This window comes from Pseudomonas sp. S3_A09 (assembly GCF_054668065.1).
The window spans coordinates 3,346,918-3,360,007 of sequence record NZ_CP162752.1; the positions used below are offsets into that span (position 1 = coordinate 3,346,918).

10 protein-coding genes are annotated in these 13,090 nt (G+C 61.2%); 6 read left to right on the plus strand and 4 right to left on the minus strand.

The genetic code is table 11. The features are described 5' to 3' along the window. Positions 1 to 164 precede the first annotated feature (164 nt). The 3 genes from AB4N92_RS15570 to AB4N92_RS15580 are packed head-to-tail and all read left to right on the plus strand — an operon-like array spanning position 165 to position 5,666. Entirely contained in the window at positions 165 to 1,385 is a 1,221-nt protein-coding gene (locus tag AB4N92_RS15570; RefSeq protein WP_187517299.1) for a TolC family protein, read from the plus strand. An 18-nt stretch (positions 1,386 to 1,403) separates the two neighbouring features. Continuing rightward, positions 1,404 to 2,510, plus strand: a complete 1,107-nt coding sequence (locus AB4N92_RS15575) for an efflux RND transporter periplasmic adaptor subunit (protein WP_010213379.1) — start codon at positions 1,404 to 1,406, stop codon at positions 2,508 to 2,510. Between the two features lie 18 nt (positions 2,511 to 2,528). Next, positions 2,529 to 5,666 (plus strand): CusA/CzcA family heavy metal efflux RND transporter, encoded by a 3,138-nt coding sequence (locus AB4N92_RS15580; RefSeq protein ID WP_010213376.1) that lies wholly within the window; start codon positions 2,529 to 2,531, stop codon positions 5,664 to 5,666. Here the strand turns inward: AB4N92_RS15580 and AB4N92_RS15585 are convergent. The 3 genes from AB4N92_RS15585 to AB4N92_RS15595 all read right to left on the minus strand — a co-directional run bounded on the left by AB4N92_RS15585 (position 5,590) and on the right by AB4N92_RS15595 (position 9,361). Then, a complete protein-coding gene (locus AB4N92_RS15585) occupies positions 5,590 to 7,026 on the minus strand; it encodes a heavy metal sensor histidine kinase (protein WP_010213375.1) in 1,437 nt (478 codons plus the stop codon). The two genes, AB4N92_RS15580 and AB4N92_RS15585, sit on opposite strands and share 77 nt — an antisense overlap. Further along, on the minus strand, positions 7,023 to 7,697 hold the full coding sequence (locus AB4N92_RS15590) for a heavy metal response regulator transcription factor (protein WP_010213373.1): 675 nt from the start codon (positions 7,695 to 7,697) through the stop codon (positions 7,023 to 7,025). Before AB4N92_RS15590 ends, AB4N92_RS15585 begins: the two co-directional genes overlap by 4 nt. Positions 7,698 to 8,041: 344 nt before the next feature. After that, complete coding sequence (locus AB4N92_RS15595; RefSeq protein WP_069673381.1) at positions 8,042 to 9,361, minus strand: OprD family porin; 1,320 nt, start codon at positions 9,359 to 9,361, stop codon at positions 8,042 to 8,044. Positions 9,362 to 9,586: 225 nt separating this feature from the next. Here AB4N92_RS15595 and AB4N92_RS15600 point away from each other — a divergent pair, with 225 nt between their 5' ends. The 3 genes from AB4N92_RS15600 (at position 9,587) to AB4N92_RS15610 (ending at position 11,984) form a co-directional block, all read left to right on the plus strand. Then, entirely contained in the window at positions 9,587 to 9,919 is a 333-nt protein-coding gene (locus AB4N92_RS15600) for a DUF2790 domain-containing protein (protein WP_044286599.1), read from the plus strand. 106 nt (positions 9,920 to 10,025) lie between these two features. Further along, entirely contained in the window at positions 10,026 to 11,342 is a 1,317-nt protein-coding gene (locus tag AB4N92_RS15605) for a methyl-accepting chemotaxis protein (protein ID WP_042571030.1), read from the plus strand. A 54-nt stretch (positions 11,343 to 11,396) separates the two neighbouring features. Next, on the plus strand, positions 11,397 to 11,984 hold the full coding sequence (locus AB4N92_RS15610; protein ID WP_021491955.1) for a flavin reductase family protein: 588 nt from the start codon (positions 11,397 to 11,399) through the stop codon (positions 11,982 to 11,984). Positions 11,985 to 12,158: 174 nt separating this feature from the next. Here the strand turns inward: AB4N92_RS15610 and AB4N92_RS15615 are convergent, their stop codons facing one another. Next, the gene (locus AB4N92_RS15615; RefSeq protein WP_010213364.1) at positions 12,159 to 12,980 is read right to left on the minus strand and encodes an AraC family transcriptional regulator; all 822 of its coding nucleotides are present in this window, start codon (positions 12,978 to 12,980) and stop codon (positions 12,159 to 12,161) included. Between the last annotated feature and the right edge of the window lie 110 nt (positions 12,981 to 13,090).

Below are 13,090 nucleotides of genomic sequence, written 5' to 3' on the forward strand. Positions count from 1 at the left end.
TGGCCAAGTGCTTATGTGCCGTTTTGGTGCGATCAGCGGTAAGAGGCGGTGATGCCCGCCGCAGAGCCATTGCTGTCGGATTTGTAATCTTTGCTCCACCGCCTTGATAAGTCGCGACGGCTACATTGCCCCCGCTTGTACTTCATGGGCGTGGAACTCTTGTTATGGCAATTTCCGTTAAAAAACTTCTCGGAGCGGGTGTGTTGTGGGTGGTTGCCAGCGCCGCCCAGGCACAAACCCTGACCCTCGATTCAGCCCTGCAAACCGCTTTCGCCAACAACCCCGATTTGGCGGCCGCGCAATGGGAAATCGACATCGCCCAGGGCGGGCGTCAGCAGGCCGGTTTGATCCCCAACCCGGTGGCTTCCTGGGATGTGGAAGACACCCGCCGCGACTCCCGCACCACCAGCATCAAGATCAGCCAGGCCCTGGAACTGGGCGGCAAACGGGGGGCGCGTATCGACGTCGCGTCCCGTGTGCAGGACGCCGCCGCATTGACGTTGGAGCAGCGGCGCAACAGCCTGCGCGCCGAAGTCATCGACAACTACTATGGTGCGCTGCGCGCACAGGAGCGCCTCGACCTGGCGCAGCGTTCCATGACGGTGGCCGAACGCGGGCTGGTTGTCGCCAACGGTCGGGTGACAGCAGGCAAAGCCTCGCCGGTGGAGGCCACGCGGGCCCAAGTGCAGTTGTCGGAGATTCGCCTGGAACGTGACCGCGCGCAGATGGGCCTCACCGATGCCTATCGTCGCCTGGCCGCCAGCACTGGCAGCGCGGCGCCGAACTTCCAGGCCGTCGCCACACGAAACCCTTCCACACTGGCCGTGCCGTCAGCCACCCAGTTGCTGGCACGCCTTGAGCAAACCGCCGAGTTGCGCCTGGCCGAACTGAGCATCCTGCAATACGAAGCCAGCATCGGCTTGGAAAAAGCCCAGCGTATTCCCGACCTCGATGTGTCCATCGGCAGCCAATACGATGCCAGCGTGCGTGAACGGGTGAGCCTGGTCGGTGTGTCGATGCCGATCCCGTTGTTCAACCGCAACCAGGGCAATGTACTCGCCGCGACGCGTCGCGCCGACCAGGCTCGCGACCTGCGCAACGCCACCGAACTGCGCCTGCGTACCGAAACCCGCCAGGCCGTCGACCTGTGGCAGTCCGCGAATACCGAGGTGCGCGTATTCAATCAGCAGATCCTGCCCGCCGCTCAAAGCGCGGTGGACAGCGCCACCCGTGGTTTCGAAATGGGCAAATTCAGCTTCCTCGACGTGCTGGACGCCCAGCGCACCCTGATCGCGGCGCGCACCCAATACCTCACTGCCACCGCCCAGGCCACCGACGCCTGGGTGCGTATCGAGCGGATTTACGGCGATCTCGCCCGTTTTTGATTCTCTTTGGAGTCCACTATGAACAACCGACACGGCGTCGCACTCGCCGTCGCCCTGGGCCTGATGCTGTCCGGCCTCACCAGGGCCGACGAAGAAGAGGGCGCACTCGAACTCACCGAACAGCAGATCCAGGCGGCCGGCATTCAACTGGCGATGGCTGAACCGCGTTCAATCGGCACGCTGCTGACGTTACCGGGGGAAGTGCGCCTGGATGAAGACCGTACCTCTCACATCGTCCCGCGTGCGGCGGGCGTGGTGGAGTCGGTGAAGGTCAACCTCGGTCAGTCGGTGAAGAAGGGTGAGTTGCTGGCGGTGATCGCCAGCCAGCAGGTGTCCGACCAGCGCAGCGAGTTGGCGGCCAGCGAACGACGCGTCGAACTGGCACGCACCACCTTCCAGCGCGAACGCCAATTGTGGCAAGACAAAATCTCCGCCGAGCAGGATTACCTGTTGGCGCGCCAGACACTGCAAGAAGCCGAAATCGCCCTGAACAATGCCCGCCAGAAGATGACCGCGCTCAGTGGCAGTGCGGGGCTGGTTGGCGGCAATCGTTACGAACTGCGCGCGCCCTTTGCTGGCGTGGTCGTGGAAAAACACCTGGGCGTTGGCGAAGTCGTGGGTGAAACCAGTAACGCCTTCACCCTCTCGGACCTGTCCCACGTGTGGGTCACGTTCGGTGTATTTCCCAAGGACTTGAACAAGGTCCGGGTCGGCAAACCGGTCAACGTCAGCTCTACCGAAATGGGCACCGAAGTGCAGGGCACTGTGGCGTTTGTCGGCAACCTGCTCGGTGAACAAACCCGCACTGCCACCGTGCGCGTCAGTGTCGCCAACCCTGACGATGCGTGGCGCCCGGGCTTGTTCGTCAACGTGCAACTCGTCACAGATTCTTACGAGGCCAAGGTCACCGTCCCACAAACCGCAATCCAGACCGTCGAGGAAAAGCCCTCGGTCTTCGTACGCACGCCCGAGGGTTTCATCACCCGCCACCTGGAACTGGGGACGAGTGAAAACGGCTACGTTGAAGTGCGCCAGGGCCTTGAGGCCGGGGCACAGGTGGCTACTGTCGGCAGCTTCATCCTCAAGTCCGAACTGGGCAAAGGCTCGGCCGAACACGCCCATTGATCCCGCGAGTGATTCCCCATGTTTGAGCGCCTTATCCAATTTGCCATCGAGCAGCGCATCATCGTGCTGCTGGCGGTGCTGTTGATGGCCGGTGTCGGCATCGCCAGCTATCAGAAATTGCCCATCGACGCCGTGCCCGACATCACCAACGTGCAGGTGCAGATCAACTCGGCGGCGGCCGGGTTTTCGCCGCTGGAAACCGAACAGCGCATCACCTTTCCCATCGAAACCGCCATGGCCGGTTTGCCGGGTTTGCAGCAGACCCGTTCGCTGTCACGTTCCGGGTTGTCCCAGGTCACGGTGATCTTCAAGGACGGCACCGACCTGTTCTTCGCTCGCCAGTTGGTCAATGAGCGCTTGCAAGTCGCTCGTGAGCAATTGCCCTTGGGGATCGAAACGGCGATGGGGCCAATTTCCACCGGGCTTGGGGAAATTTTCCTATGGACCGTTGAGGCCAAGGAGGGCGCGCGCAAGGACGACGGCACGCCTTACACGCCGACTGACCTGCGCGTCATCCAGGACTGGATCATCAAGCCGCAACTGCGCAACGTGCCGGGCGTGGCCGAGATCAACACCATTGGCGGCTTCGCCAAGGAGTACCAGATTGCGCCCGACCCCAAGCGTCTGGCCGCCTACAACCTGACCTTGAATGACCTGGTCACCGCGCTGGAGCGCAACAACGCCAACGTCGGCGCCGGGTACATCGAGCGTAGCGGCGAGCAACTGCTGATCCGCGCGCCGGGGCAATTGGCGTCTATCGAGGACATCGCCAATATCGTCATTACCAGTTCGGATGGCACGCCGATTCGCGTGCGCAATGTTGCCCAGGTCGAGATCGGCCGTGAGCTGCGTACCGGTGCCGCCACGGAAAATGGCCGCGAAGTGGTGCTGGGCACCGTGTTCATGTTGATCGGCGAAAACAGCCGCAGTGTGTCCCAGGCCGTGGCGAAAAAGCTTGAAGCGATCAACCGTTCGCTGCCCGAGGGGGTGGTCGCCGTCACCGTCTACGACCGCACCAACCTGGTCGAAAAAGCCATTAGCACCGTGAAGAAAAACCTCTTCGAAGGCGCTCTTTTAGTGGTGGCAGTGTTGTTCCTGTTTTTGGGCAATATCCGCGCCGCGCTGATCACCGCGATGGTGATTCCCCTCGCGATGCTGTTCACCTTTACCGGCATGTTTACCAACAAAGTCAGCGCCAATTTGATGAGCCTTGGCGCGCTGGATTTCGGCATCATCGTCGACGGCGCGGTGGTGATTGTCGAGAACGCCATCCGCCGGCTGGCCCACGCACAGCACCGCCATGGCCGACTGCTGACTCGCAGCGAGCGCCTGCACGAAGTGTTTGCCGCCGCCAAGGAAGCACGACGGGCGCTGATCTTCGGGCAACTGATCATCATGGTGGTGTACCTGCCGATCTTCGCCCTCACCGGGGTGGCCGGGAAGATGTTCCACCCTATGGCGTTTACCGTGGTGATTGCCCTGTTGGGCGCGATGATTCTATCGGTGACCTTCGTGCCGGCGGCGATTGCGCTGTTCGTCACCGGCAAGGTCAAGGAAGAAGAAAACCTTGTCATGCGCAGCGCGCGTCGGGTCTATGCACCGGTGCTGGACTGGGTGATGGCGCGTCGTCCGTGGGTGTTCGGCTTGGCCGTGTTGACCATCGTCGCCTCGGGCGTTGTTGCCAGCCGCATGGGCAGCGAATTTATCCCCAGCCTCAGCGAAGGCGATTTCGCCCAGCAGGCCTTGCGCGTGCCCGGCACCAGCCTGACGCAATCGGTGCAGATGCAACAGCAGCTGGAAAAAACCTTGATGGCCCAGGTGCCGGAAATCGAGCGGGTATTTGCGCGCACCGGAACTGCGGAAATTGCCTCCGACCCGATGCCACCGAACATTTCCGACAGCTACGTGATGCTCAAGCCCAAGGACCAATGGCCGGACCCGCGAAAGTCCCGCGAAACCCTGATCGCCGACATCCAGCGCGCCAGTGCGATTGTGCCGGGCAGCGCGTACGAGTTATCGCAGCCGATCCAGCTGCGTTTCAACGAGTTGATCTCCGGTGTGCGCAGCGATGTGGCGGTGAAGGTGTTTGGCGATGACATGGACGTGCTGAACAAGACCGCCGGGGAAATTGCCGAGACCCTGCAAAAGCTCGGTGGCGCCTCGGAAGTCAAAGTTGAACAGACCTCCGGCCTGCCGGTGCTGACCATCAATATCGACCGCGACAAAGCCGCGCGTTTTGGCCTGAATGTGGGCGATGTGCAGGACACCCTTGCCGTCGCTGTCGGGGGGCGCCAGGCGGGCACGCTCTACGAAGGTGACCGGCGTTTCGACATGGTCGTGCGCTTGTCTGACGCGCTGCGCACCGATATCGACGGGTTGTCGCGGTTGTTGATTCCGGTACCGGGTAATGCGTCTGGACAGTTGGGTTTCATTGCGTTGTCCCAGGTAGCGAGCCTGGACCTGGTGCTTGGCCCGAACCAGATCAGTCGTGAGAACGGCAAGCGTTTGGTGATCGTCAGTGCCAACGTGCGCGGACGCGATATCGGCTCGTTCGTGGAAGAGGCTGAGGCGGCGATTCTCGCTCAGGTCAAGGTGCCGGCGGGCTACTGGACCACCTGGGGCGGCCAATTCGAACAGTTGAAGGAAGCATCCGAGCGGTTGCGCATCGTGGTGCCGGTGGCGTTGCTGCTGGTGTTTGGTTTGCTGTTCATGATGTTCAACAACCTCAAGGACGGCCTGCTGGTATTCACCGGGATTCCGTTCGCCTTGACCGGTGGGATCATGGCGCTGTGGCTGCGGGATATTCCGCTGTCGATTTCGGCAGGAGTGGGCTTTATTGCCTTGTCCGGCGTGGCGGTGTTGAACGGCCTGGTGATGATTGCGTTCATCCGTAACCTGCGCGAGGAAGGGCGCTCATTGTCGATGGCGATCAACGAAGGCGCGTTGACCCGGTTGCGCCCGGTGTTGATGACGGCATTGGTGGCTTCCCTCGGGTTTATCCCCATGGCGCTGGCCACCGGCACCGGCGCCGAAGTGCAGCGGCCGTTGGCGACGGTGGTGATCGGCGGGATTATTTCTTCTACGTTGCTAACCTTGCTGGTGCTGCCGGCGCTGTATCAGTGGGCGCATCGCAAGGACGAGGAAACACCAGGCTGAACCGCGTGAAACGGCCCGGCTGGCTGCTGACGTCGGCGTGCCCCTGATGCAGGTGCATGATCGACTGCACAATCGCCAGCCCAAGGCCGGTGCCGCCTTCAGCACGGGCGCGGCTGTTGTCGGCGCGGTAGAAACGCTCGAACAGATGCGGCAGGTGATGGGCTTCGATGCCGCGCCCCGGGTTGCCCACCGACAGCGACACGCTCTGCTCATAGCTTTCCACCAGCAGCAAGACGCTGGCGTCGCGAGGGGTGTGGCGAATGGCGTTGGACAGCAGATTGGAAATGGCGCGCTGAATCATCAGGCGATCTCCCGTTACCCAGGCGTCGCCGCGCAGGGTCAGGCTGACGTTTTTGTCCTCGGCGCTGAGGGCGAACAACTCCATCACCCGCTGCGCTTCCTGCTCCAGCGACACCGGTGCAAACCCGGCCCGCGCCGCCGGGTGGCTGACCTGGGCCAGGAACAGCATGTCGGACACCATGCGCGACAGGCGTTCCATTTCCTCGGTGCAGGACTCCAGGCTGGCCTTGTATTCGTCTGAGGGCCGCTCGCGGGATAAAGTCACCTGGGCCTTGCCCATCAGGTTGGTCAAGGGAGCGCGCAGTTCATGGGCCAGGTCGTCGGAGAACTGCGTCAGTTGCTGCACCCCGGCGTCCAGGCGGTGCAGCATGAAGTTGATGCCCTGGGCCAGTTCGCCCAGCTCTTTGGGCAGGTTGTCCAGGGACAGCCGGTGGGTCAAGTCCTGGGTGCTGACTTTGGCCGCCACGCGGCTGAACTGCTGCAGCGGTGCAAGCCCGCGTTGCACCAGCCACCAGGCGCCCATGCCGATCAGGATCAGCAGCATCGGCAGGGCGATCACCGTGGAACGCAGGTAGGCACTGAGCAACGCTTCATCATCAGAGCGGTCCAGGGATAGCAGCACGCGTACGTACTCGCCGCCTTGCAACGGCATCAGGCGCGTCGCACTGAGGATACGATTGCCCTGGCCGTCGACCCAGTTCAAATAAGCCAGGTTTTTACCGGTGGGCACGTCGAGCAACAGCGGTTGCTGGGGCTTGGCGCCGACGCTCAGCAGTACCGGCGCATCGGAGCGTGCGCCGATGATGGTCAGGTAGATATTGTCGTGGCCCATCACCAGGTCCAGCAGTGAGTGCGGGCGGTTAGTGATGCGGTGTTCATCGAGGCCCTGGCCGAGGGTATGGGCCAGTTGCTCCATTTTGTTTTCCAGGCCCTTGCGTGCCAGCTTGTCCAGTTCGTGGGTCAGGGCCAGGTACGCCAGGCTCGCCAGCAGCACAACCAACCCGGCGCCCATCAGGCTGACCGTCAGCCCCAGGCGCATCGACAGGCTACTGGTCTTCATGGGCGCGCCTCCAGCACGTAACCCACGCCGCGAATCGTGTGGATCAGCTTCACCTCACTCTGATCATCGACCTTGGCGCGCAGGCGGCTGATGGAGACTTCCACCACATTGGTGTCGCAGTCGAAGTTCATGTCCCACACCAGCGAGATGATCTGCGTGCGGGTCATCACCTCGCCGGCCTGGCGCATCAGCACGTGCAACAAGGCAAATTCTTTGGTCGTCAGGTCGATCCGACGGTTGCCGCGATAGGCGCGATGCCGGCGTGGGTCCAGTTCCAGGTCCGAGACGCGCAGCACATCCGGCAGCGGGATGTGCTCGCTGCGTCGCAACAACGTGCGCACACGGGCCAGCAGCTCGGGGAACTCGAAGGGCTTGACCAGATAATCATCGGCGCCCATGTCCAGGCCCTTGATCTTGTCGGCCAGCCGCCCACGCGCGGTGAGCATCATCACGCGCTGGTTACCGTCGCGGCGCAGTTGCTCCAGCACTTCCCAGCCGTCGGTGTTGGGCAAGTTGACATCCAGGATCACCAATTCGTAGCTGTGTTGCCTGGCAAGGTGCAGGCCATCAATGCCGCTGGCGGCGCAATCGACGACATAACCGCTTTCGGTCAGGCCTTGCTGCAGGTAGTCGGCGGTTTTCTGTTCGTCCTCAACCACAAGGATACGCATGGGGAATTACCTTCAAAGAAAACGACAGGGGCATGGCCCCATAGCGAGGCTGAATTGAGCGTAGGAAAATTCTGAACCGTGAAGTAGCTTTAGGGTCAAGCCGCCTCAGGCAAGTGCGACGATTCGTCACTCAAGTCTGCACTCAAAAAAAACGCCCCAACCGGGGCGTAAAAGTTCATCTCTGTTCCAAAGGAGCTACACAAAAGCCGCAGAGATGAGGTGTGTTCGATGTGCAGTGTAAAAAGTGCAACTTAACGAGAAGGTGAGGCCGATATTACAGTTCTGTCAGATTTCAACTTGTGAACAGATGTAGCGCATTAGAAAGTGAATGTAATTGGCCTGCCTCACAGCACCGCAATTGGATATTCGACAATCACCCGAACTTCTTCCAAGTCCGACTCAAATGCACTTGAGCGCACCGTCGCCTGGCGCAGTCGCAACGACAAATCTTTCAAACGGCCCGCCTGCACCACATAGCGGGCTTCGATATCCCGTTCCCAGCGGCGCTGATCGGTAAGCGGATTGCCGGCCCCATCACGGCGCATGTACACCGCGTTGGCGTTGCTGTAGTCAGCGCCGGAGCCTCTGCCGTAGCGGGTCATGAATGACAGGCCGGGAATGCCGAAGGCCTGCATGTCGAGGTCGTAGCGCACCATCCATGAGCGCTCCTTGGGCGAGTTGAAGTCGCTGTACTGGATCGAGTTGTTGAGGAAGATCGAGTCCGACTGGCGCAGGTAATCGAAGTCGTCATCGCCGTTGTTGCGCTGGTGCGAGACAGCCAGACTGTGGGCGCCGACTTTCACGCCGAGCCTGGCGCTCCAGATGTTGTTGTCGAATGCCCCCAGCCGCTTCTTACCTTCGTCCACCGCCTTGTAGTAGCTGAAGTCGCCGAACAGCGAGACCTCGTCATTGAGTGGATAACGGGCGGCGCTGCCGAAATAGTACTGGTCCCAGGCGTCTTTCAAGCGACTGCTGTAGAGGCTGAAGCTAAGGTTTTTGTTGACGGTGTAGTCACCGCCGAAATAGCCGATCCAGGGCGAGTCGACCGGGCCTGCGTAGAAGGTGGCAAACCCCTTGTCCATGCCGCTTTGCGCAGGCTGGCTCATGCCGGTCAAGCGTCCGCCCTGCAAGCTCAGGCCTTCCAGGCTGGTGTTTTGCGCGGTGACGCCACGAAAGCTTTCGGGCAAGACGCGCGAATCGCCGTAGGCCACGACCGGGGTCAGCGGGAATACATCGCCGGCTTTGATCACGGTGTCCAGCACACGCAATTTCGCGGCACCCCCGACTTTGCTGTAGTTGTCTTCCGGGTGGTTGCTGCTGTCCACCGGCAACACGCCGAACGAACCTTTGCCACCGCTGCGACCGGTGCCCGAGTCGAGTTTCACGCCGACCATGGCAAATGCGTCCAGGCCGAACCCCACGGTGCCTTGGGTAAAGCCGGATTCGAATCGTCCAATCAATCCCTGCGCCCAGGCTTCTGAATAGCCGTTGCCGGTGGGGCTGGACTGGCCCTTGCGATCATCGCGATTGAAGTAAAAATTACGTGCCAGCACGTTAACGGTGCTGCCTTCGATAAACCCCTCGGGTGGGTCTTGCGCGGCCACAGCCGTGAAGGGCAAGGCGGCGCACAGTGAGAGGTGAAGGCTGTAGTGACGGATACGCATGGTTCGCTCCTGGTGACTGGCAGTGTTCAGCTTCTTATGGGAGTGGGCGTTCTTATTGATCTGGCCCGGGCTGATAGTTGCAAACCCTGGATAACGAAGACGTGGCGTGAACATTACAATTATGGAAACTCACCGTTATCTAACAAATAAGTAATGTTCTGGTGAAGATTGCGTCAGGGTCAGTTGGTTAGTCTCGACACTGAACTTTCAATCGAGGAACTAAGCATGAACGTTTATTCAATCGGCCTGGGTGTGTTAACGGCAGTCTTGTCTTTTGGTGCCTTGGCTGAAGGCGGGGGCGATCGTACGTTCGCGCTGATGATGGAGCGTAATGAAAAGGCCATGGCCGACTACGCCGCCAAAAAGGGCAAGCCGGCACCCGAAGTCCAGGCCTATCGCTATGGCATGAAGCTGGACATTGCCGAGGTGGTCAACGTCACGGCACCGATCCGCTCGTGCAACACGGTGCCGTCGCGCATGACCTACGAAGACTCCAGCGGCAAGCTCAATACCCTTGAGTATCAAGTGATGGGCGTGTGCCGAAACAATGGCAGCTGATGGAGCTAAAAATATACTCGGGAATGGGGCTAAAGCCCTCTTCAGAAAACACCGGGAGCGCCGATGCAGGTCAGATCCATCTCCCCCATTAGATCATCGGTGCCCCATGTTCAACACCCGTTTGAAGCAGGAGCTGGCGGCTCTTCGCGAAGAGTTGTCCAGCTTGAATCAGGTCAAGGAGAGCCTGGAAAGTGAAATGCTGTGCCTGACGCTGGACGCCGAAGGCCGGGTGGAGTGGGCCAATGCCAACTTCCTGCAGGAACTGGTCTACCAGAGTGGCCAACTGCTTGGGCGTCCGATCGAAGACTTGGTGCCGGCCCACGTGCGCAAAGACGAGTTCCAGCTGCGCTTCAAGAACGCACTGGTGCGCGGCGAACATTTCGCCGGCACCGTGCGCTTGGTGCGCGGCAATGGCCAGGAAGTGTGGCTGCGCTCGATTGTGCAGCCAGTGCGCAGTTCCGATGGGCGCATCAAGCATTTCTCGATTTATTCCAGCGACCTCACTCGCACCATCGAGGCTTCCCGTGAGCATGAAAACCTGATCACCGCGTTGGTGCGTTCCACCGCGGTGATCGAGTTCGACCTTGGTGGCCACGTGCTGACGGCGAACGATCGCTTCCTCAGTGGCATGGGCTACAGCCTGGCGCAAATCCAGGGCAAACATCACCGCATGTTCTGCGAGCCGGAGGAATACAACAGCACCGAGTACCAGGACTTCTGGAAACGTCTGAACGCCGGTGAGTTCGTCGCGGCGCGCTTCAAACGCGTGGACAGCCATGGCCGTGTGGTCTGGCTGGAAGCCACCTACAACCCGGTGATGGATGCCACCGACCGGCTGTACAAAGTGGTCAAGTTCGCCACGGTGATCACCGATCAGGTCAACCAGGAACAGGCGGTTGCCGAGGCGGCAAACATGGCTTACAGCACTTCGTTGCAAACCGATAACAGCGCCCAACGCGGTACGACCGTCGTGACTCAGGCAGTGGATGTGATGCGCGACCTGGCCAAGCACATGCAACAGGCTGGCGAAGGCATTGAAGCGCTGAACGCCCAGTCCCAGGTGATCGGCACCATCGTCAATACCATCAGCGGCATTGCCGAGCAGACCAACCTGCTGGCGCTCAACGCCGCGATCGAAGCGGCGCGTGCAGGCGAGCAGGGGCGTGGTTTTGCGGTGGTCGCCGATGAGGTGCGGCAACTGGCCTCGCGTACCAGCAAGGCGACCGAGGAGATTGTGGGCGTGGTCCGTCAGAACCAGGACATGGCCCGCGATGCGGTCAGCCTGATGACCGACGGACGCCTGCAAGCCGAGCAAGGCCTGGCTCTGGCGGCCGAAGCGGGCACGGTGATCGTGGAGATCCAGGACGGCGCGCAAAAGGTGGTCAGTGCGGTCGGGCAGTTCGCCAACCAACTGTCGAGTTGAGCCCGGGGCTTCGGGTATCGTAGGCGCTTTCTGGCATAAAAGAGTCGACCGTCCATGAGCCCTACCCACCGTCGCCCCGTTCCGCTGTCCAAAGCCTACCGTTTGCTCAACCATGGCCCGACCGTGCTGGTGAGCGCCGCGCACAACGGCCAGCGCAATATCATGGCGGCTGCTTGGGCCATGCCGCTGGATTTCGAACCGCCTAAAGTCGCCGTGGTGCTGGACAAGGCCACTTGGACACGTCAATTGCTGGAAGGCGCCGGCACCTTTGTGCTCCAGGTGCCTTGCGCGGCCCAGGCGGATCTTGTGCAGACGGTCGGCAACACCACCGGCTCCGAGACTGACAAGTTTGCCGCTTACGGCTTGCAAACGTTCAAGGGAGAACACACCGAAGCACCGCTGCTGGAAGGTTGCGTGGCGTGGTTGGAATGCCGCCTGCTGCCCGAGCCTCACAACCAGCAGACTTACGATCTTTTCCTGGGTGAAGTCGTCGCGGCCTATGCCGACGACCGCGTATTCAGCGACGGCCGGTGGCACTTCGAAGGGCATGATGAACTGCGCACGTTGCACCATGTGGCAGGCGGGCATTTCTTGACCATCGGAGGTCAACTCCAGGCTTCGAGCTTGACGCCGCAGGCGTGAAACTCACCACTTCGGTGAGTACTGCCGGGACGGCGGATAGACCAGCGAGATCGTCCGACTGCGCCCGGCGACGGAGGGTGAGCGCATGAACCGCTTCGGCGTCCAGTACTGTTTCCTCGCACTCTCGCTCTGGCAGGCGCGGTGTTGGCGCTGCGCCTCAAGCGCCCGGCCGGGTCACCTGTCCTGGAAACGGTCTGACATTTTTACCCAGCGCGATGGTGGCATGCCGTAGGTGCTGCGAAACTGCCGGGTCATGTGGCTCTGGTCGGTAAAGCCGGCGGTCATCGCCGCGTCCACCAACGATTGGCCCTGGGCCAGCAGGCTGCGCACCAGATCCAACCGACGCATGGTCAGGTAGCGGTAGGGGCTGGTGCCGAACAGCAAGCGAAAATCCCGCGACAAAGCCCAGCGGTCGCGGCCGGCATGGTTGGCCATTTCATCCAGGGTGATGCTGCGGCCCAGGGCGCTGTGGATAAATTCCCGCGCGCGCTCGGCGGCCACATAGTCGAAGGTCTTGCGGCTGATGATGGCGCCCGACACGTTGCTGAGCGCGTGGGCCAGGTCGAACAGGGCGTCCTGTTCCTGCAACGGGTCGATGGGGTTTTCGAGGTTCTGCAGCAGCACTTCGCTGGCGCGGAACAGCCTCGGATCCGTGGATAAACCGTTAGGGATGAACGGCAACGGCTTGCCGCCGAGAATCTGCTGGATCAGCGACGGCTCGACATAAATCATCCGGTACTTGAACCCTTCGTCGCTGCCCGCATGACCGTCGTGGGTCTCATCGGGGTGCAGGACCATGGTGGTGCCGGGCAGGCTGTGGACCATGTCGCCGCGGTAGTGAAAACTCTGCACACCCATCAGCGTCCGCCCAATGGCATAGGTGTCATGGCGATGCGGGTCGAAGGCGAAGCCGGCAAAATAGGCCTCGATACGGTCCAGGCCGCTGGCATGTGGGGCGCGGTGCAGCCAGTCGAGGATGGCGGTGGGTTTGCCCATGGTGGCGTGTCACAAAAAAGAGAGGGAAGTACGTTAACCCAGTCTGGCTCGGATTGTCTGCCGAGGTCTTGTACGATTGTGCAGGGTGTGGGCGAGGCCTATGATTGCTG